The sequence below is a fragment of the Streptomyces sp. NPDC002032 genome, from assembly GCF_042890765.1.
Lineage (GTDB): Bacteria > Actinomycetota > Actinomycetes > Streptomycetales > Streptomycetaceae > Streptomyces.
In genome coordinates, this window is record NZ_JBIASM010000024.1 from 16,699 (window position 1) to 38,818 (window position 22,120).

At 74.9% G+C, this 22,120-nt stretch carries 6 protein-coding genes; all 6 read left to right on the forward strand.

Annotated elements, in window-relative coordinates; genetic code table 11:
* Positions 1–34 precede the first annotated feature (34 nt).
* The 6 genes from ACFYYT_RS33615 (at position 35) to ACFYYT_RS33640 (ending at position 21,969) form a co-directional block, all read left to right on the forward strand.
* Positions 35–7,831, forward strand: coding sequence for an amino acid adenylation domain-containing protein (locus ACFYYT_RS33615; RefSeq protein ID WP_351826730.1), 7,797 nt, complete (start codon positions 35–37; stop codon positions 7,829–7,831).
* Positions 7,828–15,582: an amino acid adenylation domain-containing protein gene (locus tag ACFYYT_RS33620; protein WP_351826729.1), complete on the forward strand. Its 7,755-nt coding sequence runs from the start codon at positions 7,828–7,830 to the stop codon at positions 15,580–15,582. The genes ACFYYT_RS33615 and ACFYYT_RS33620 overlap by 4 nt, the downstream gene beginning before the upstream one ends.
* An 11-nt stretch (positions 15,583–15,593) precedes the next feature.
* Positions 15,594–19,436 carry an amino acid adenylation domain-containing protein gene (locus tag ACFYYT_RS33625; RefSeq protein ID WP_351826728.1) on the forward strand — a complete coding sequence of 1,281 codons (3,843 nt, stop codon included), beginning with the start codon at positions 15,594–15,596 and terminating at the stop codon, positions 19,434–19,436.
* Positions 19,437–19,499: 63 nt separating this feature from the next.
* On the forward strand, positions 19,500–20,261 hold the full coding sequence (locus ACFYYT_RS33630; protein WP_351826727.1) for an alpha/beta fold hydrolase: 762 nt from the start codon (positions 19,500–19,502) through the stop codon (positions 20,259–20,261).
* The gene (locus tag ACFYYT_RS33635; RefSeq protein ID WP_351826726.1) at positions 20,258–21,211 is read left to right on the forward strand and encodes an ATP-binding cassette domain-containing protein; all 954 of its coding nucleotides are present in this window, start codon (positions 20,258–20,260) and stop codon (positions 21,209–21,211) included. The genes ACFYYT_RS33630 and ACFYYT_RS33635 overlap by 4 nt, the downstream gene beginning before the upstream one ends.
* On the forward strand, positions 21,208–21,969 hold the full coding sequence (locus tag ACFYYT_RS33640; RefSeq protein ID WP_385317759.1) for an ABC transporter permease: 762 nt from the start codon (positions 21,208–21,210) through the stop codon (positions 21,967–21,969). Before ACFYYT_RS33635 ends, ACFYYT_RS33640 begins: the two co-directional genes overlap by 4 nt.
* Positions 21,970–22,120: the final 151 nt, after the last annotated feature.

Genomic DNA, 22,120 nt, shown 5'->3' on the forward strand with positions numbered 1-22,120 from the left:
GCTCACTGGTAGTCCTGCCGATATTGGAGAAACAATGATTCCGTTGTCGTTCGCGCAGCGTCGGCTGTGGTTCGTGGACCGCTTCGAAGGCCCTTCGCCGACCTACAACGGCGCATTCGCCCTGCGGCTGACCGGTGAGCTGGACGTGGACGCGCTCCGTGCGGCGCTCCACGACGTCGTCGACCGGCACGAGGTCCTGCGCACGGTCATCGTCGAGGACGGCGACGGCGTCCCCCACCAGCAGGTGCTCCCCTCCGGCGAGGAGCCGTTCGCCCTGCGGCTCGTCGAGGTCACCGAGGAGCGGCGGGCGGCCGCCGTCGCCGACGCCGCCACCCGGACCTTCGACCTGGCCGTCGACGTCCCGATCCGCGCCACGCTGGTGCGGACCGCGGCGCGGGCCCACACCCTGGTCCTGGTGGTGCACCACATCGCCCTGGACGGCGAGTCCCTCGGCCCGCTGCTGCGCGACCTGACCACGGCGTACTCGGCGCGCCGCGCGGGCACCGCCCCGGCCTGGGAGCCGCTCCCCGTCCAGTACGCGGACTACACCCTGTGGCAGCGCGACGTCCTCGGCGACGAGTCCGACCCGGACAGCCTGGCGGCCCGGCAGCTCGCCTACTGGCGCGAGGCCCTCGCCGGCATGGCGCAGCCGCTGGCCCTGCCCACGGACCGCCCGCGCCCCAAGCGCACCGGCCCCGACGGCGGCCTCGTCGAGTTCCCGGTCGGCGCCGGTCTCCTCGCCGCGGTGGAGGAACTGGCCGCGCAGCAGGACATCACCGTCTCCATGGTCATGCAGTCGGCGCTGGCGGTGCTCCTGCACCACCTCGGATGCGGCGACGACATACCGCTCGGCGCGCCGATCGCGGGCCGCACCGACGAGGAACTGCGCGATCTCGTCGGCTTCTTCGTCAACACCTGGGTCCTGCGCGTCGACCTCTCCGGGAACCCGACCTTCCGCGAGCTCCTCGACAGGGTCCGCGACCGCGCGCTGGCCGCGTACGACAACCAGGACATCCCCTTCGAGCGGCTGGTGGAGCTGCTCAACCCGGACCGGTCCATCGCCTACCACCCGTTCTTCCAGGTGATGCTCGCCTGGCAGGAGCCCCTGGGCGAACTGGAGTTCGCCGGGCTCCGGGTCGAGCCCGAGACGCTGGAGACCGGGACGGCCAAGTTCGACCTGTTCTTCAACATGATCCCCGACGCCTCCGGCGGGGCGGGCGTCCGCCTGGAGTACGCCACCGACCTGTTCGACCGGGCCACCGTGGAGAACCTCGCGGACCGGTTCGTGCGCGTCCTGGGCGGCCTCGTGGCCGACGCCGGGCGCCGCATCGGCGCCGTCGAGGTGCTGGGAGAGGCCGAGCGCCACCGCCTGCTCACCACGTACAACGACACCGCCACGACGGAGTCCGGGCTGACCGTCCCCGAGCTGTTCGAAGCCCAGGCGGCCCGGACCCCGGACGCCCCGGCGATCGTGTGCGGGGAGCGGACGCTGAGCTACCGCGAGCTCGACGACCGGGCGAACGCCCTCGCGTGGGAACTCGTCCGGCGCGGCGCCGGCCCCGAGGACCTGGTGGTCCTCGCGCTGCCGCGCACCGAGGAGCTCGTCGTCGGCCTGCTCGGCATCCTCAAGTCCGGCGCCGGCTACGTGCCGATGGACCCGCAGTACCTCGGTGGCCGGGCGCGCACCGTGCTGGACGAGGCCCGCCCGCGGTTCGTGGTCACCGACACCGCGACCGGCCGGGAGCTGCCCGCGCACGGCCTGCCGGTGGTCGACCTCGACGAGCGCGCCGGCTGGCGGACGCCCGGGGGCGCCCCGGACGACGCCCGCCGCACCGCGCCCCTGGGCCCCGACAACCTGGCGTACGTCATGTACACCTCCGGCTCCACCGGCAAGCCGAAGGGCGCCGCGATCACCCACCGGAGCGTCGTCAACGGCGTGCGCGAGCTGGTGCGCGTCCTCGACGTGGCGCCCGGCTGGAAGATGCTGGCCGGCACCTCCGTCAACTTCGACGTCTCCGTCTTCGAGCTGCTGACCACCCTGTCCACCGGCGGCACCGCCGAGGTGGTGGCCAACGCCCTGGCGCTCGGCGAGCGCGGCGGCTGGGACGGCCACGTCATCAGCGGCGTCCCCTCGGTCCTCGGGGAACTGCTGGGCCAGCTGGAGAAGGCGCCCGACGTGCGCGCCGTCGTCTTCGCGGGCGACGTGCTGCCCGCCCGGCTGGTGCGCCAGGTGCGCGAGGCCCTGCCCGACGCGCAGATCGTCAACTCCTACGGACAGAGCGAGAGCTTCTACGCCACCGCCTTCTCCCTCGCCGCCGACGCGCAGTGGGCCGACGGCGACGTCGCGCCCATCGGCACCCCCCTCGGCAACATGCGCGCCTACGTGCTGGGCCCGGGCCTCACCCCGGTGCCGCAGGGCGTGATCGGCGAGCTGTACGTCGTCGGCACCTGCCTCGGCCGCGGCTACCACGGCCGCCCCGCCCTGACCGCCGAGCGCTTCGTGGCGAACCCCTTCGGCCCCGCGGGCGCACGCATGTACCGCACCGGCGACCTGGCCCGCTGGAACGACGAGGGCCGTCTGGAGTGCGTCGGCCGCGGTGACGGCCAGGTCAAGGTGCGCGGCTTCCGCATCGAGACGGCCGAGGTCGAGGCGGCGCTCACCGCCCACCCCGGCATCAGCGAGGCCGTGGTGATCAGCCGGGAGGTGTCCTCGGGCGGCGGCCGCCGGCTCGTCGCGTACGTGGTGCACACCGGCGAGGGCGCCGTGGGCGACGACGGCGCCGGCGGCATCGGCGACGTCGACGTGCAGGCCGGGGCCTCGGCCGCCGAGCTGCGCAAGTTCGTCGCGGCCCGGCTGCCCGACTACATGGTGCCCTCCGCCTTCGTGGCCGTCGGCCGGCTGCCCCTCGGACCGACCGGCAAGCTGGACCGCTCGGCGCTGCCCGAACCGGAGTTCCTCGGCGAGGCCTACCGGGAGCCGCGCACCGAGGCCGAGAAGATCATCACCGCGGCGTACGCGGACGTCCTCGGCGTGGACCGGGTCGGCGTCGACGACGACTTCTTCGCCGTCGGCGGCGACAGCCTGCGCTCGATCCAGGTCGTGGCCCGGGCCCGGGCCCGGGGCCTGACCGTCTCCACCCGGGAGATCTTCGAATGCCGCACCGCGGCCCGGCTGGCCGAAGTGGCCGCCGACCGCCGCGACCAGGTGCCCGCGCTGGAGGAACTGGAGGGCGGCGGCGTCGGCCCGATGGCGCTCCAGCCGGTCGCCCGGCACGTGTTCGAACACGGCGGCGGCATCGACCGCTTCGCCATGTCCCTCGTCCTGGAGCTGCCCCGCACCATCGACGCGGCCGGCCTGGCCGCGACCCTGGACGCCGTGCTCGACCGGCACGACCTGCTGCGCTCGCGGCTGGTGCGCGACGGCGGCTCCTCCCTCGTCGTGCGCCCGCGGGGCGCCGTACGGGCGGCGGAGCTGATCCACCGCGTCGACTGCGACGGCCGCTGGGAGGAGCCCGCCACGCTGGAGGCCGCGAAGGCGGAACTCGAAGCCGCGGCCGGCCGGCTCGACCCGGAAGCCGGCACCATGGCCGACTTCGTCTGGTTCGCCCCGGACACCGGCGCCGGCCGGCTGCTCGTCGTCCTGCACCACCTCGTGGTCGACGGCGTCTCCTGGCGCATCCTGATGTCCGACCTCGCCGAGGCCTGGCAGCAGGTCCGATCCGGCGCCGCGCCCGAGCTGCCCGAGGTCGCCACCTCCGCCCGCCGCTGGGCGGCGGCGCTGGAGACCGAGGCGCTCTCCCCGGAGCGCGAAGAGGAGCTTGAATACTGGCGGGACCTGCTCGAAGCGCCCAACCCCCCGCTGGGCGCCCGTGGGTTCGACCCCGCCGTGGACCTGATGTCCACCCTCGACACCGTACGGGTGCAGCTGCCCGCCGACGTCACCGAGGCCGTGCTGACCAGGCTGCCCGCCGCGTACAAGGGCACCGGCACCGACGTCCTGCTCGCCGCGCTCGCCCTCGCCGTGAACGCCTGGCGCGGCACGGACCGCTCCACCCTGGTCCGGCTGGAGGGCCACGGCCGCGAGGAGGACGTCGTCCCCGGCGCCGACCTCTCCCGCACCGTCGGCTGGTTCACCAGCATGTACCCGGCCCGGGTCGACGTACGGGGCGTGGACCTGGCCGACGTGCTGACGGGCGGCCCCGCCGCCGGCACGGCCCTCAAGCGGGTCAAGGAGCAGCTGCGCGCGGTCCCCGACAAGGGCGTGGGCTACGGACTCCTGCGCTGGCTGAACCCGGAGACCGCCGAACAGCTCGCCGAGTACCCGGCGCCGCAGATCGGCTTCAACTACCTCGGCCGGATCTCCGACGCGGACGTCCCCGAGCACCTGCGCGCCGAGGGCTGGGTCCCCGCCGACTGGTCCTCCGAGCTGATCCCGATGCCCGACCCGGACCTGCCCGCCCTGTCCGCGCTGGAGGTCAACTCGGTCGTCACCGACACCCCCGAGGGCACCCGGCTGCAAGCCGTCTTCATGTTCCCCACCGGGGTGCTCTCCCGCGAGCGGACCGCCGAACTGGCCGCGCTGTGGGTCCAGGTGCTGCACGGCATGGCCGCCCACGCCGACCGTCCCGAAGCGGGCGGGCTCACGCCCTCCGACGCCCCGCTGGTCCCGGTGCGCCAGGCCGAGATCGACGCGTGGGAGGAGCGCTACGGCCGCCTCGTGCAGGTGTGGCCGCAGGCCCCGGGCCAGTCCGGCATCCAGTTCCAGGCGGCGCTCGCCGACGGCGCCTTCGACGTCTACCACATGCAGTTCGTCCTGCACCTGAGCGGACACGTCGACCCGGCGCGCATGCGGGCGGCCGGACAGGCGCTCCTCGACCGGTACCCCAACCTGCGCTCCGCGTTCCTCACCGGAGCCGACGGCGATCCCGTCCAGGTCGTCGCGGAACACGTCGACGTGCCCTGGCGCCACCTCGACCTCACCGGTCTCGGCGAGGCGGAACAGGAAGCCGAGCTGGGCCGGACCCTCGCCGCCGACCGCGCCGACCAGCTCGACCCCACCCGGCCGCCGCTGCTGCGCCTGGCCCTGATCACCTGCGGGCCGCACAAGGCGAAGCTCCTGATCACGGCCCACCACACCCTCTTCGACGGCTGGTCCTCACCGCTGGTGATCAAGGACCTGGTCCGGCTGTACGCGGGCACCGAGGAGCTCGCGCCCGTCCGGAGCTACGGCGACTACCTCGGCTGGCTCTCCCGGCAGGACCGGGACGCCTCCGCCGCCCGGTGGCAGCGCGAGCTCGACGGGTTCGAGCAGCCGACCCTGCTGGCCGCGGGCCTTCCCGAGAAGGGCGAGGCGTCCCGCCTCGGCCGGGTCGAGGTCCCGCTGTCCATCGACAAGGGGCGCGAACTCGCCCGCCGCGCCGCCGAACTCGGCGTCACCCTCAACACGCTCCTCCAGGGCGCGTGGGCCGTGCTGCTCTCCAAGCTGACCGGGCAGCGGGACGTGGTGTTCGGCGCCGCCGTCAACGGCCGCCCGGCCGACCTGGCCGGCTCGGACGAGATGGTCGGCCTGTTCATCAACACCCTGCCGACCCGGGTGGTCTGCCGGCCGGACCAGACCGTGGGCGAGGTCATCACCGACCTCCAGGACCGGCAGATCTCCCTGCTCGACCACCACTACTACGGACTGGCCGACATCCAGCGCGGCGTCGGCCTGCCGGCCCTGTTCGACACGATCGTCGTCTTCGAGAACTATCCGATCGACCGCGAGGGCATCGTCGAGGCGAACGACTCGGCCGGCTTCACCATCGACGCCATCCGCCCGTTCGCCGGCTCCCACTACCCGCTCACCCTCAACGCCTCCGACCCCTACCTGCGGCTCTCCCTCGACTACCAGACCAACCTCTTCGATCACGGGGCCGCCGAGGAGATCGCCGCCCGCCTCGTCCGCGTCCTGGAGCAGGTGCTCGAAGACCCCCGGCGGCCCGTCGGCGCCCTGGAGGTGCTCTCACGGCGGGAACGGGACTGGCTGGTCGGCGAGGTCAACGACACGGCCGCCGACGTCGCCCCGGACACCCTGCCGGGCGCCTTCGAGGCCCAGGTGGCACGGGACCCCGACCGGGTGGCCCTGATCGGCGAGCACGAGACCCTGACCTACGGGGAGTTCAACCGGCGCGCCAACCGGCTCGCGCACTGGCTGATCGAACGGGGCGCGGGCCCCGAGCGGCTGGTCGCCGTGCGCATCCCGCGCTCCGTCGACCTGATGGTGGCCATCTACGCCGTCGTCAAGGCCGGAGCCGCCTACGTACCGGTGGACACCGAACTGCCCGAGGACCGGGTGCGCCACGTCCTGGACGGCGCGCGGCCGCTGCTGGTGCTGGACGGCGCCCTCCCTGACGTGTCCGCCCTGCCGGACACCGACCCCCGGCGGGCGCTGTCGCCCGACCACGCCGCGTACGTCATCTTCACCTCCGGCTCCACCGGCGGCCCCAAGGGCGTGCAGGTGGCCCACCGCGCCATCATGAACCGGCTCAAGTGGGGCCTGGCGCACTTCGGCGTCGGCCCCGAGGACCGGGTGCTGCTGAGCACGACGGCCAGCTTCGACGTATCGGTGCCGGAGCTGTTCGCACCGCTCCAGGCCGGCGCCGCCGTGGTGATCGCCCGCCCCGACGGGCGCCGCGACCCGGCCTACCTCGCCGACCTCGTCCGGCGCGAGCGGGTGACGGGCGCCGACTTCGTGCCCTCCCTGCTCGGGGCGTTCATCGCCGAACCCGCCGCGAAGGAGTGCACCGCCCTGCGCTGGATCGAGGTCGCGGGCGAGGCGTTCCCGCCGGCGCTGGCCAACACCGTCGCCGAGGTCCTGCCGCACTGCGGGGTGTACAACCTCTACGGGCCCACCGAGGCCTCGGTGGAGGTCACCGCCCACCGGCATGTGCCCGGCGCCGACCGGGTGCCGATCGGCGCGCCCGTCTGGAACACCCGGGTCTACGTCCTGGACGGCGCGCTGCGGCCGGTGGCGCCCGGGGTCCCCGGCGAGCTGTACCTGGCGGGGACCGGGCTCGCCCGCGGCTACCTGGGCCGCACCGCGCTGACCGCGGGCCGGTTCGTGGCCTGCCCCTTCGGGGAGCCGGGATCGCGCATGTACCGCACCGGGGACCTGGTGCGCTGGAACCGCGACGGCCAGATCGAGTACATCGGCCGCACCGACTTCCAGGTCAAGGTCCGCGGCTTCCGCATCGAACTGGGCGAGATCGAGAACGTCCTGGCCGCACACCCGGCCGTCGGCGCCGCCGTGGCCCTGGTGCGCGAGGACCGCCCCGGCGACCAGCGGCTCGTCGCCTACGTGGTGCCCGCCGACGCGGCGCCCGGCGCCGGCGGCCCCGACCCGGCGGCCCTGACGGCCCTGGCCCGCGAACGGCTGCCGGAGTACATGGTCCCCTCGGCGGTCATCGCGCTCCCCGAACTCCCCGTCACACCCAGCGGGAAGCTCGACCGCAAGGCGCTCCCCGCCCCCGACCACACCGAAGCCGCGGCCGGAAGGGCACCGAGCACCCCCAGGGAAGAGGTCCTGTGCCGGCTGTTCGCCGAACTGCTGGGCGTGGACGAGGTCGGCGTCGACGTCGACTTCTTCGACCACGGCGGCCACTCGCTGCTGGCCACCCGGCTGATCGGCCGCATCCGCACCGCGCTCGACGTCGACGTGAAGGTCACCACCGTCTTCCGCCACCCCACCGTCGCCCAGCTGGCGGCGCAGATCGAGGAACTGGCCACGTCGAACCGTCCCCCGCTGCGCCCCAGGCTCGGCCAGATGACCGTATCGGAGACGCGTCGATGATCCCGCTGTCCTTCGCCCAGCGCCGGATGTGGTTCCTCCACCATCTGGAGGGCCCGACCTCGACCTACAACATCCCCTTCGTGCTGCGCCTGGACGGGCCCCTGGACACGGCGGCCCTGCACGCGGCGGTCACCGACGTCGCCAACCGCCACGACAGCCTGCGCACGCTGATCGCCGAGGACGCGGACGGCACCCCCGAACAGCTGATCCTGCCCCCGCACGACGCGGCCCCCGCCTTCCTGGTGGCCGACGTGAGCGCGGACGCGGTGGACGCCGCCCTGCGCGAGACGGTCTCCCGGGGATTCGACCTGGAGACGGAACTTCCGCTGCGCACCACCGTCCTGCGGATCTCCCCGCAGGAGCACGTCCTGGCGTTCGTCTTCCACCACATCGCCGCGGACGGCTCGTCGATGGGGCCCTTCCTGCGGGACCTGGTGTCCGCGTACACGGCCCGGCTGGACGGCGGCGCACCGCGCTGGGAGCCGCTGCCGGTCCAGTACAAGGACTACACGCTGTGGCAGCGGCAGCTGCTGGGCGAGGACGGCGGCGAGGAGGGCGTCGCCGCACCACAGCTCGCCTACTGGGAGAAGGAACTGGACGGGGTCCCGCAGCCGGTCGAGCTGCCCCTGGACCGGCCCCGGCCCCGGGTGATCAGCCACCGCGGCGGCCACGTCGACTTCCTGCTGGAGGCCGAGGTGGTCGCGGGCCTCGGCAAGCTGGCCGCCGGACACGGCGCCACCCTGCCGATGGCCGCCCAGGCCGCGCTCGCCGTCCTGCTGGGCAAGCTCGGCGCCGGCGAGGACGTCACCATCGGCAGCCCCATCGCGGGCCGCACCGACGAGGCCCTCGCCGATCTCGTCGGGTTCTTCGTCAACACCTGGGTGCTGCGCGCCGACCTGTCGCGCGGACCGTCGTACACCGACGTCCTGGAGCAGGTGCGGGACAAGGCCCTCGCCGCGTACGACAACCAGGACGTCCAGTTCGAACGGCTGGTGGAGCTGCTCGACCTGGAGCGGTCCACCGCCTACCCGCCGCTGTTCCAGGTGATGCTGGCCTGGCAGTTCGTCTGGCCGGCCATCGAGATCCCGGGGCTGCGGGTCACCCCCGTCGCCGTGGGCACCGACACCGCCAAGTTCGACCTGTACTTCAACATCGTCCCGGACGCCTCCGGCCGCGCCCACGGCCGGCTGGAGTACGCGGCCGACCTGTTCGACCCCGCGACGGCCGCCGCGATCGTCGACCGGTTCGTGCGCGTCGTCGAGCAGGCCGTCGCCGACCCGGACAAGGCGATCGCCGACATCGACGTCCTCGACACCGACGAGCGGACGTGGCTGCTGCGCACGGCCAACGACACGGCCGAGCCGACGCCCGGCCCCGGCCTGACCCGGGCGCTCTCCCACCACGCGCGCACCACACCCGGGGCGCTCGCCGTCGCCGCGGAGGACTGCTCGCTGACCTACGCGGAGCTGGAGGCGCGGGCCAACCGGCTGGCGCACTGGCTGATGGGCCGCGGCGTGCGGCCGGAGTCGCTGGTGGCCGTCCGCCTGCCCCGCTCCGCGGACCTCGTCGTCGCCCTGCTGGCCGTCCTGAAGGCGGGCGCCGCCTACCTCCCGGTCGACCCGGACCACCCGGCCTCCCGCATCGCCCACATCCTCGACGACGCCCGCCCCGCGCTCGTGCTCGACCCGCAGACGCTGGCCGGCGCGGACCTTTCCGGCTGCCCCGACTCCGCGCCCGCCCCGCGGGTGCGGCCGCAGAACACCGCGTACGTCATCTACACCTCGGGCTCGACCGGCAAGCCGAAGGGCGTCGCGATCCCGCGCGGCGCACTGGAGAACTTCCTGGCCACCATGGGCCGGCGGGTCCCGCTCTCGCCCGCCGACCGCTGGCTCGCGGTGACGACGGTCTCCTTCGACATCGCCGCCCTGGAGCTGTACCTGCCCCTGGTCTCCGGAGCGGCGGTGGTGCTCGCGGGCAAGGACACCGTCACCGATCCGGCGGCCGTCGTGCGGGCGCTGCGCCGGCACGCCGTCACCGTCGTCCAGGCCACCCCCGCGTTCTGGCAGGTCCTGGCGACGCACGAGCCGGCCGCCCCGCAGGGGCTGCGGATCCTGGTCGGCGGCGAGGCCCTGCCGCCCCGGCTGGCCGACGCGCTGGCCGGCCGGGCCGCCGAGGTGCAGAACGTCTACGGGCCCACCGAGACGACGATCTGGTCGACCACGGCGCCCGTCGAGGAGGGCGCCGCCGTGACGATCGGCGCGCCCATCGGCAACACCCGCGTCTACGTCCTCGATCCCGCCCTGCGGCCCGTCCCGCGCGGGGTGCGCGGCGAGCTGTACATCGCCGGAGACGGGCTCGCCCGGGGCTACTTCGGCCGGCCCGACCTGACCGCCGACCGCTTCGTGCCCTGCCCGTACGGCCCCGCCGGCAGCCGGATGTACCGCACCGGGGACCTGGTGCGCTGGGGCCGCGACGGCCGCCTGGAGTACGTCGGACGCACCGACTTCCAGGTGAAGGTCCGCGGTTTCCGCATCGAACTCGGCGACATCGAACACGCCCTGGCCGGACACCCCGGCGTGGCCCGGGCCGTGGTCGTCGTCCGCGAGGACGCGCAGGACGGCCAGGGCGGCCAGGACGCGCAGTCCGGCCAGGACGCGCAGTCCGGCCAGGGCGCCAAGCGCGTCGTCGGCTACGTCGTGCCCGCGTCCGGGGACCCCGAGGCGATCGGCCCGCTGCTCGCCGAACTGCCCGGCTACCTGCGCGGACGGCTGCCCGACTACATGGTGCCCACCGCGCTCGTACCGCTCACGGAGATACCGCTGTCCCCGGCCGGCAAGGTGGACCGGCGGGCGCTGCCCGCGCCGGACCACACGCGGGCGCCGGCCGGCCGCGCCCCGAGCGGCCCGCACGAGGAGGCCTTCAGCGCCCTGTTCGCCGACGTGCTCGGCCTGCCGGCGGTCGGCGTCGACGACGACTTCTTCACCATCGGCGGAGACAGCATCCGCTCCATCCAGGTCGTCGTACGGGCCAGGGCGCTCGGCATCGCGGTCAGCACCCGCGAGGTCTTCGAGCACCGCACCGTCGCCCGGCTCGCGGAGCTGGCCGAAGGCCGGTCCGGGGAACGCGTGACCCTCGCCGAACTGCCCGGCGGCGCCGTCGGCACGGCCCCGCTGCCCCCGATGGCGGCGCACGTCCTCGCCCGCGGCGGCGGCATCGGCCGGCTGTCCACGTCCCGGCTGCTGACCCTGCCCGAGGGCATCGGCCGCACCGAGCTGCTCGCCACGCTGCGGGCCGTACTGGACCGGCACGACGTGCTGCGCTCCCGCCTGGAGCGCACCCGGGCGGCCCTGCTGATCGCGCCGCCCGGCACCGTCGACGCGGACGCGCTGCTGCGGGAGGTCCCCGGCGACGCCGACGTGCACGCCGAACTGGACGCCGCCGCCGGCCGGCTGGACCCGGACGCGGGCGTCATGGCGCAGTTCGTCCGCTTCAGCGGCGCCACCGGCCCGGACCGGCTGCTGATCGTGCTGCACCGGCTGGCCGTCGACGGGGAGTCCTGGCGGATCCTGCCGGCCGGCCTGGCCGAGGCCTGGCAGCGGGTCCGGGGCGGCACCACCGCGCGGCCCGCCCCGGCGGGCACCTCGTGGCGCCGGTGGGCGCACGCCCTGACCGAGGCGGCGGCCGACCCGGAGCGGGTGGCCCGCGAACTGCCGCTCTGGCAGGAGATCCTGCGCACCGACGAGCCCGTGCTCGGAGCCCGGCGGCCGGACCCGGCGCGTGACGTCGCCGCCACCGTGGACACCGTACGGGTCACCCTCCCGGCCGGCCTCACCGAGACCCTGCTGACCACCCTGCCCGCGGTGTTCCGCGCCGGCCCCGAGGACGCCCTGCTGGCGGGGCTCGCCCTGGCGGTGGCCCACTGGCGCCACGAGCGCGGCGTGCCCGCCTCCCCGACGCTGGTGCGCCGGGAGGGCCACGGCCGCGAGGAAGGGCTCGCGCCCGGCGCCGACCTGTCGCGGACGCTCGGCTCGTTCACCGCCGCGTACCCGGTCCGCCTCGACCTGACCGGCGTCGACGTGGCCGCCGCCCTCACCGGCGGACCGGCCGCCGGCCGGGCCGTCAAGGCCGTCAAGGAGCAGCTGCGGGCGGCACCGGACCACGGCATCGGCTACGGCCTGCTGCGCCACCTCAACCCCGCCACGGCCGCCGCACTGACCACCGGCGCCGAACCGCAGATCGGCTTCACCTACCTCGGCCGGACCTCCCCCGCCGGCCTCCCCGAAGACCCGCGCGGCCAGGGCTGGACCCCGGACCCCGCCCACCCGCACCCGACCGCGGCCCCCGACCCCGACATGCCGGTGCTCTCCGCGCTGGAGATCGAGGCCGTGGCCGTCCCCGCCCCGGACGGCGAGGAGCTGACCGCCTCCCTCGCCTTCCCCACCGGCGTGCTCACCCGCGCGGAGGTGAGCGGCCTGGCCGCCCTGTGGGTGCGGGCGCTGACCGCCCTGGCCCGGCACGCCTCGGCCCCCGGCGCGGGCGGACTGACCCCGGGCGACGCACCCCTGGCCGGGGTCGGCCAGCAGGAGATCGACACCTGGGAGGCCCGGTTCGGCCCCCTGGCCGAGATCTGGCCGACGACCCCGGCGCAGTCCGGCATGCTCTTCCACACCGCGCTCGCCGGATCGTCCTTCGACCCGTACCACATGCAGATGGTCTTCCACCTCGACGGCACGGTCGACCCCGAGCGGATGCACCGCGCCGGGCAGGCCCTGCTGGAGCGGCACGCCAACCTGCGCGCGGCCTTCGTCGACCGCGCCGACGGAGACGTCGTCCAGGTGGTGCCGGCGCGGGCGGCCACCCTGCCCTGGCAGCACCTCGACCTGACCGCGGCCGACGCGGCCGGCCGCGACGAGGCGTTCGAACGCTTCCTCGCCGAGGACCGGGCCGCCCACTTCGACACGGGCGCCCCGCCCCTGATGCGGCTCGCGCTCGTCCTCCTCGAACCCGGCCGCGCCGAACTCGTCATGACCTGCCACCACGTGCTCCTCGACGGCTGGTCCCTGCCCCTGCTGATGCGCGACCTGCTGCTGCTCTACGCGGCCCGCGGCGAGGCCGCCGCCCTGCCCGCCGCACCCGGCTACGGCGACTTCCTGTCCTGGCGCGCCGGGCAGGACGAAGCGGAGTCCGCCCGGGCGTGGGCGGCCGAACTCGACGGCGTCCAGGAGCCGACCCTGCTCGCCCCCGGCTCCCGGGCCGACACCGGCCGCGGCGTCGGCGAGGGCGTCGGCGAGGTCGCGGTCGCGCTCCCCGCCGAGGAGGCCCGCGCACTGGCCCGGCGCGCCGCCGGCTGGGGCGTCACCGTCAACACCCTCGTCCAGGGCGCCTGGGCGCTGCTGCTCGGCCGGCTCACCGGCCGCCGGGACGTGGTGTTCGGCGCCACCGTCTCCGGGCGCCCGCCCGCCGTGCCGGACGTCGCCTCGATGGTCGGCAACTTCATCAACACCGTCCCCGTACGGGTCCGGTACGCGCCCGGCGACACCGTCGCCGAGGTCCTGGGCCGGCTCCAGGACCGCCAGGCCGCCCTCCTGGACCACCACCACCACGGGCTCACGCAGATCCAGCGGGCCGCCGGCCTGCCCTCCCTCTTCGACACGCTGGTCGTCTTCGAGTCCTACCCCGTCGACCGGGAGGGCCTGGGCGCCGCCGCCGAGGCCGCGGACGGCATCGCCGTCACGGGCCTGCGCCCGTCCACGGCCACCAACTACCCGCTGGCCCTGATGGCGGCGGCCGACCCGCACCTGGAGCTGCTCCTCCAGTACGCGCCGGACGCCTTCACCCGCGACGCGGTGGAGACGATCGCGGCCCGCCTGGTACGCGTCCTGCGGCAGCTGGCCTGCGCCCCCGGCCCGTCCGTCGCGGACCTCGACGTGCTGGACCCGGCCGAACGCGAACGCCTCCTCGTCGAGGTCCACGCCGGCGCCGTCCCCGCCCCGGACGTCACCGTCCACGCCCTCGTCGAGGCCCAGGCGGCGCGGACCCCGGACGAGGTCGCCGTGGCCGCCGACGACGCGTCCCTCACCTACCGCGAACTGAACGACCGCGCCGACCGCCTGGCGCGCGAACTCACCGCGCGCGGGGTGGGCCCGGAGTCGGTGGTCGCCCTGTCGCTGCCGCGCTCCGCGCAGCTGGTCGTCGCCCTCCTCGCGGTGCTGAAGGCGGGCGGCGCCTACCTTCCGCTCGACCCCAAGTACCCCGGCCACCGCCTCGCGGCCATCTTCGGGCAGGCCCGGCCGCACCTGGTCCTGACCGACTCCGCCACCGCCGGCATCCTGCCGCCGCACCCGGCCCCGGACGTCCTCCTCGACACGCTCGACACGCTCGGCGCGCCGGGCGGCGCCACCGGCCCCGCGCCGGCCGTCCACGCCGGGCAGCTGGCGTACGTGATGTACACCTCCGGCTCCACCGGCACGCCGAAGGGCGTCGCCATCACCCACGCGAACGTGGTGGGCGGCGTGCTGGAGCTCGCCCCGCGCGTGGGCATGGCACCGGGCAAGCGGCTCCTCGCCGGCACCTCCGTCAACTTCGACGTCTCGGTGTTCGAGATCTTCACCACCCTCGCCCACGGCGGCGTCGTCGAACTGGTCCGGGACGTCCTCGTCCTCGGCGAACGCGACGGCTGGAGCGGCTCCGTCATCTCCACCGTGCCCTCGGCGTTCGCCGAGCTCGTCGACGACATCGCCGGCCGCACCACGGTCGAGACGCTCGTCTTCGCGGGCGAGGCCCTGCCCTCCGCACTCGCCGAGAAGGTGCGCGGCGCCTTCCCGGGCGTGCGCGTCGTCAACGCCTACGGGCAGAGCGAGTCGTTCTACGCCACCACCCACACCGTCTCGGGCAGCGCCCCGGGCCGGGCCGGCGGCGAGCCCGTCGGCACCCCGCTCGCCACCATGCGGACCTACGTCCTGGGCCCCGCCCTGGACCCCGTACCGCCGGGCGCCGTCGGCGAGCTCTACGTCGGCGGCAGCGTGGGCCGCGGCTACCACGGCCGCCCCGGCCCGACCGCCGAACGCTTCGTCGCCGACCCCTTCGGCCCGGCCGGCGCACGCATGTACCGCACCGGTGACCTGGCCCGCTGGAACGACGAGGGCCGGCTGGAGTACGTGGGCCGCGGGGACGCGCAGGTCAAGGTGCGCGGCTTCCGCGTCGAGCCCGGCGAGGTCGAGGCCGCGCTCACCGCGCACCCCGGCGTCGCCCAGGCCGCCGTCATCGCCCGGCAGGCGTCCGGCACCGGCAAGCAGCTCGTCGCGTACGTGGTGGCGGCGGCCGGGACCGGCCCCGAGGAGCTGCGCCGGTTCGCCGCCGAGCGGCTGCCCGAGTACATGGTGCCGTCCGCCTTCGTGGCCCTGGACCGCTTCCCGCTGATGCCCAACGGCAAGCTGGACCGGGCCGCCCTGCCCGAGCCGGAGTTCACCGGCGCCCCCTACCGGGCGCCCCGCAACGCCCGCGAGGAGAGCCTGGCCGCGCTGTTCGCCGAGGTGCTCGGCCTGGACCGGGTCGGCATCGACGACAGCTTCTTCGAGCTCGGGGGGCACTCCCTGCTCGCCACCCGGCTCATCAGCCGGGCCCGCACCGCGATGGGCACCGAGATCCCCATCCGCAAGGTCTTCGACCTGCCGACGGTGGCCGCGCTCGCCGCGTGGCACGAGGAATCCGCCGCTCCCCGTCGCCCCAGTCTCCGCCAGATGTTCGCCTGAGGAGTGAAGCAATGATTCCGCTGTCATTTGTGCAACGCCGCACCTGGTTCCTGCACCAGCTGGAGGGTGCGGAGACCTGGAACGTGTCGGCGGCGTTCCGGCTGACCGGGCCCCTGGACGAGGACGCCCTGCTCGCCGCGCTCCGCGACATCGTCGACCGGCACGAGGTGCTGCGCACCACCTACCTGACCGACGACGACGGCGAGCCCTACCAGCTGATCCTTCCGACGGAGCGGGCGGCCGAGCAGGTGCGCGTGCCGGTGGTCGACGTCACCCCCGAGGGCGTCTCCGCCGCGGTCGACGAGACCGTCGCGCACTGGTTCGACCTGACGGCCGAAATCCCCCTGCGGGCCCGCCTGCTGCGCTCCGGGCCCGAGGAGCACGTCCTGGTGCTGGTCATCCACCACATCGCCTCGGACGGCAGCTCCGGCGCCCCGCTGGCCCGCGACCTCGCCGCGGCCTACAACGCGCGCCGCGCCGGGCGGGCCCCGCAGTGGGAGCCGCTGCCCGTGCAGTACAAGGACTACACGATGTGGCAGCGCGAGGTGCTCGGCGACCTGGCCGACCCGGACAGCCTCGGCGCCCGCCAGATCGCGTACTGGCGCGAGGAACTGGCCGGGGTGCCGCAGCCGCTCGACCTCCCGCTGGACCGCCCGAGGTCCGCGGAGGCGGGCACGGACGGCGACGCGGTCCCCATCCCGGTCGCCGCGGAGGTGATGACCGGCCTGCAGAAGCTCGCCGACGGACGCGGACTGACCATGTCGATGGTCATGCAGGCCGCGCTCGGCGTCCTGCTGAGCAAGCTCGGCGCGGGCGAGGACATCCCCATCGGCACCCCGATCGCCGGCCGGACCGACGAAGCGCTGAACGACCTGATCGGCTGCTTCGTCAACAACCTCGTCATCCGCATGGACCTGTCCGGCTCCCCGACCTTCGCCGCCCTGCTCGCCCAGGTGCGCGACAAGGCCCTCACCGCCTACGAGCACCAGGACGTGCCGTTCGAGGTGCTCGTCGAACAGCTCAACCCCGACCGCTCCGCCGCCTACCGGCCCTTCTTCCAGGTGATGTGCGGCTGGCAGAACACCGAGAAGTGGTCCCTGGAGCTCGCCGGGCTCGAAGTGGAGTACCGCCAGGCGCTCCTGGCGACCACCCAGGTCGACGTGTTCTTCAGCATGACCACCGACGAGACCGGGGCGCTGCGCGGGGACATCTCGTACTCCACCCAGCTCTTCGACCGGGACACGGTCGAGGACATGGCCGCCCGCTACGCGCGGGTCCTGGAGCAGCTGGCCGCCGACCCCGAGGTGTCCGTCGGCGACGTCGACGTGCTCATCGCGGGCGAGCGGGAGCGGCTGCTGGAGGAGGTGAACGACACCGACGAGCCGACGCTGGAGGACGGGATCGCCGGGGCCCTGCGCCGGTGGGCGCAGGCCGACCCGGAGGCCATCGCCCTGATCGCCGAGGAGGAGACGCTCACCTACCGGGAACTGGAGGCGCGCTCCAACCGGCTGGCGCACTGGCTGGTCGAGCGCGGGGTGCGCGCCGAGTCGCTGGTCGCCGTCGTCCTGCCCCGCACCGCGAACCTGCCGGTGGCGCTGCTGGCCGTGCTGAAGGCCGGCGGCGCGTACGTGCCGATCGACCCGGACCACCCCCGCTCCCGGATCGACTTCGTCCTCGGGCAGGCGGGGCCGGCGCTGGTGCTCGACGCCGACGCCCTGGCCGCCGCGGACTACGCCCACCACCCGGACTCGCCGCCCGAGGTGAGCGTGCGGCCCGACAACACCCAGTACGTGATCTACACCTCCGGCTCGACGGGCACCCCCAAGGGCGTGACGGTCCCGCGCGGCGCGGTCGCCAACTTCCTGGCCGCGACCCGGCGCCGGTTCCCGCTGGCGGCGGGGGAGCGGATGCTGTTCGGCACCACCGTGTCCTTCGACATGGCCAACACCGAGCTGTACCTCCCGTTCGTCTGCGGCGCCACCATGGTCCTGGCGAAGAAGGACGCCGTCACCGACCCGTCCGCCGTCACCGCGCTGCTGCGCCGCCACGGGGTCGGCGTCGTCCAGGCCACGCCCGGCTTCTGGCAGATGCTGCTGACGCACGAGCCGCAGGCCGCGAAGGGCCTGCGGATCATCACCGGCGCCGAGGCCGTGCCGGCGCGGCTGGCCGAGACGCTGGCCGAGCAGGCCGCCGAAGTGGGCAACTGGTACGGGCCGTCCGAGACGACGACCTGGTCGACCATGGCACCCGTGAAGGCCGGGGCCGGCGTGGCGATCGGCCTGCCCGTCGGGAACACCCGGGTGTACGTGCTCGACGCGCGGCTGCACCCCGTCCCGCGCGGCGTCCCGGGCGAGCTGTACATCGCGGGCGCCGGCGTGGCCCGCGGCTACCAGGACCGGCCCGAGCTGACCGCCGAACGGTTCGTGGCGAACCCCTTCGGCCCGGCCGGCGCGCGCATGTACCGCACCGGGGACCTGGTGCGGTGGAACCGGGACGGCCGGCTGGAGTACCTCGCGCGCACCGACCACCAGGTCAAGGTCCGCGGCTTCCGGATCGAACTGGGCGAGATCGAGCACGTGCTGGCCGGGCACCCCGGCGTGGCCCGGGCCGCGGTCGTGGTGCGCGAGGGCGCGCAGGGCGACAAGCGCGTCGTCGGCTACGTGGTGCCCGCCTCCGGCGCCGGTACCGGTGCCGGAGGCGGCGCCGGCTCCGCCGCCGAGGTGGACGGGCTGCTCGCCGCACTGGACGAGCACCTGCGCGGCCTGCTGCCCGAGTACATGGTGCCCGCCGCGCTGATCCCCCTCGACCGGATCCCGCTGACCCCGAACGGGAAGCTCGACCGCCAGGCGCTGCCGTCGGAGCACACCCCCGCCGTGAGCGGGCAGGCGCCGCGCAACTCCTTCGAGGAGAAGCTGTGCGCCGTCTTCGGCGAACTGCTCGGCAGGGAGCACGTCGCCGTCGACGACGACTTCTTCGCGCTCGGCGGCCACTCGCTCCTCGCCACCCGGCTCAGCGTCCGCATCCGCAAGGAGTTCGACGTCGACCTGCCGCTGCGGACGATCATCAAGTTCCCCACGGTGGCCGAACTGGCCGCGCTGCTCCTCGCCGGCGCCGTCCCCGACGAGGTGGCCGACCCGTTCGGGGTCGTGCTCCCGCTCAACAGCGACCCGGGCACCGGCAAGAAGCCCCTGTGGTTCTTCCACGGCGGCGGCGGCCTAGGCTGGGCCTACTTCAGCTTCGTGACGCACGTGAAGGACCGGCCGGCCTACGCCCTGCAGTCCCGCGGCGCCGACGGCGCGCAGCCGCTGGTGGAGTCGGTCGAGGAGATGGTCGACCACTTCATCGGGGAGATCCTGAAGGTGCAGCCGGAAGGCCCCTTCAACCTCATCGGCTGGTCCTACGGCGGCACCCTCGTCCAGGCCATCGCCGAGGGCCTGGACCGGCGCGGGCACGAGATCGCCCTCACCGCCATCCTGGACTCCCAGCCGGGCGGCCAGGGCTGGAGCGAGATCCACCGCAACAAGACCGTGGCGGACTACCGGGGCGAGCTGGAGGAGTTCTTCGGCCAGTACATCGGCACCGGCAACCAGCAGGACTTCCTGGACGCCATGGCCAAGGTCCTCGCCAACAACACGAACCTCATGATGGATTGGGAGTCCCCGGTCTACCGCGGCGACGTGGTCTTCTTCCACGCCACGCTCAAGGACGAGATGTACGCCCACCTGTGGAAGCCGTACGTCCTCGGCACCATCGAGGAGCACGACGTGGCCGCCACCCACCACGAGATGAACCTGCCCGGGCCCGTGGCCGAGGTCTTCGAGGTCCTGAACCGCAAGCTGGCGGACCTGGCCTGAGCGGGCCCGGCGGGCCGCATCCATGTCAACGAACCACCGAACGGATGATTGGGGTTGGTCGGGGTGTCAGAACCCGGCACGTCCACGGAACACGGGGACCGGACCACGCTGCTGTGCGTGCCCTTCGCGGGAGCGGGTCCCTCCTTCTTCCACCCGTGGCGCGAGCTGGCCGCCGGCCGGTGGCGGGTGGCCTCCGTCGAGCTGCCCGGACGCGAGCGGCGGATCATGGAGGAGCCGTACCGCGACGTCTACGAAGCGGCCAAGGGCTCGGTCGACGACATCGTCGCCGACCTCGGCGAGGGGGCCCGGACCATCCTGTTCGGGCACAGCCTGGGCGCGGTGCTCGCCTACGAGCTGGTGCACCTGCTGACCGCACGCGGCGTGCACGTCGAGCGGCTGGTCGTCAGCGGGTCCCCGGGCCCCTGGACCCAGCGCGAGCGGCGGGCGGCGGGCCTGCCGGACGAGGAGTTCCTCGCCCGGGTCGAGGAGTTCGCGGGGTTCCGCCACGAGGCCCTGGACCACCCGGAGATGCGCGAGCTGATCCTGCCCGTCCTCCAGGCGGACTGCGAGATGCACGAGAGCTACGTACCGAGCACCGACGTACCGGTGTCGGTGCCGGTCTGCTCGCTGCGCGGCAGCGTCGACGGCCTGGTCACCGCGGAGGAGGCCCGCCAGTGGCGGGCCGCGACCACGGCCGGCTTCACCTACGCCGAGTTCCCGGGCGACCACATGTACCTGGTCGACGCCGGGAGCGCGGTGCTGGACGTCATCGAGGCGCAGTCCGCCGGCGGCCCGGAGGAGGCAGCGAAGGCAGCGCGGGCATGAGGAGCTCCGCGATCTCGGTCCGCGGGCTGCGCAAGGCGTACGGCGACCACGTCGTCCTCGACGGCGTCGACTTCGCCGTCGCCACGGGATCGGTCTTCTCCCTGCTCGGCCCGGCCGGGGCGGGCAAGACGACCACCCACGACGTCCTGACGACGCTGACGAAGGCGGACGCCGGGACGGTGCGGATCGCCGGGCACGACGTGGCGACCGAGACCCGGCGGGTGCGCGCGGCCATCGGGGTGAGCGGCCGGACCGCCGCCGTGGACGGCCTGCTCTCCGGCCGGGAGAACCTGCGGCTGATGGCGGACCTCCGGCGCGTGCGCTCCGGCGGCCACCCCGTCGCCCGGCTGCTGGAGCGCTTCGACCTGGTGGACGCCGCCGACGAGCGGGCCTCGGCCTACTCCGCCGGCATGCGCCGCAGGCTGGACCTGGCGATGACGCTCGTCGGCGACCCGCAGGTGCTCTTCCTGGACGAGCCGACGAGCGGACTCGACCCGCGCAGCCGCCGCACGGTGTGGGGCATCGTCCGCGAACTGGTCTGCGAGGGCACCACCGTCTTCCTCACCACCCGCCACCTGGAGGAAGCCGACCAGCTCGCCGACCAGATCGCGGTGCTCCACCGGGGCCGGCTCGCCGCCCGGGGCACCCCCGAGGAGCTGAGGCGCCGGGTCCCCGGCACCCACGTCCGGTTCCGCTTCGCCGACCTGTACGAACTCGACTCGGCGGCGCGGGTGCTGGCCGGGGCGGCGCGCGACGACGAGGAACTGACCCTGCGGGTGCCCGGCGACGGCGAGACCGGATCGCTGCGGGCCCTGCTGGACCGGCTCGACGTCCACTCCATCGAGGCCCAGGAGTTCTCGGTGCACCGGCCCGGCCTCGACGACGTCTGCCTCGCCCTGACCGGCCACCCCGGCGACGGACACCCCGACGAGGAGGCGGTCGTACGGTGACCGCCTCGCCCACGGCCCTGGCCGGCACGGCCGTCCTGCTGCGCCGCACCCTGCGGCACGCGGTGCGCGACCCGGCCCCGGCGCTCACCGCGATCCTGGTCCCGGCCGTGATCGCGCTCGTGTCCGTCACCGTCTTCGGCGGCGCGCTCGGCTCCGGCGGGGCCTACGTCGACTACGTGACGCCGGGCCTGCTCGTCCTGGCCGCCGGCTGCGCGCTCGCGCCCACCGTCTCGGCGGTGCGCGCCGACGTGTCCACGGGCGTCCTCGACCGGCTCACGGTCATGGACGTCCCCCGGGGCTGCGCGCCGGCGGGGCACGTCATCGTCGCCGTGCTGCGCTGCCTGGTGTCCTGCGCGGCCCTCCTCGCCCTGGCCTTCGCCCTGGGGTTCGCCCCCGGGGCGGGCGCCCTCGACTGGCTCGGGGTCCTCGGCGTCCTCGCGCTGCTCGGCTGCGCGGGCGGCTGGCTGGCCGTCGCCGCCGGGCTCGCCGCGCGCTCCGCCCGCGCCGCGGGCCTGGCCGCCCTCGCGCCGGCCGTGCTGCCGTTCCTGAGCAGCGCCTTCGTCCCCGTGGCGACGATGGGGGCCGGGGTGCGGCAGTTCGCCGGGTACCAGCCCCTCACCCCGGTCACCGAGACGCTGCGCGGGCTCCTGGCCGGCAGCCCGTGCGGCGCCGACGCGTTCGCGGCCGTCGCCTGGTGCGCCGGGCTCGCCCTCGCCGGCTGCGCGGGGGCGGTCCTCGGCTCCGCCCGGCGGCCCTGACCCCGGCCCGCCCACGGCCCGTACGGGGACGGGGGGCGGGGCCCCCCCCCCCCGCCGCCCCCCCCCCACCCCCCCCGGGGGGGACGGCGGCACAGCCCGCGGGCCGCGCCCCCCCCACGGCGGTGGGGGCGCGGCCGGCCCGGGGGCGCTC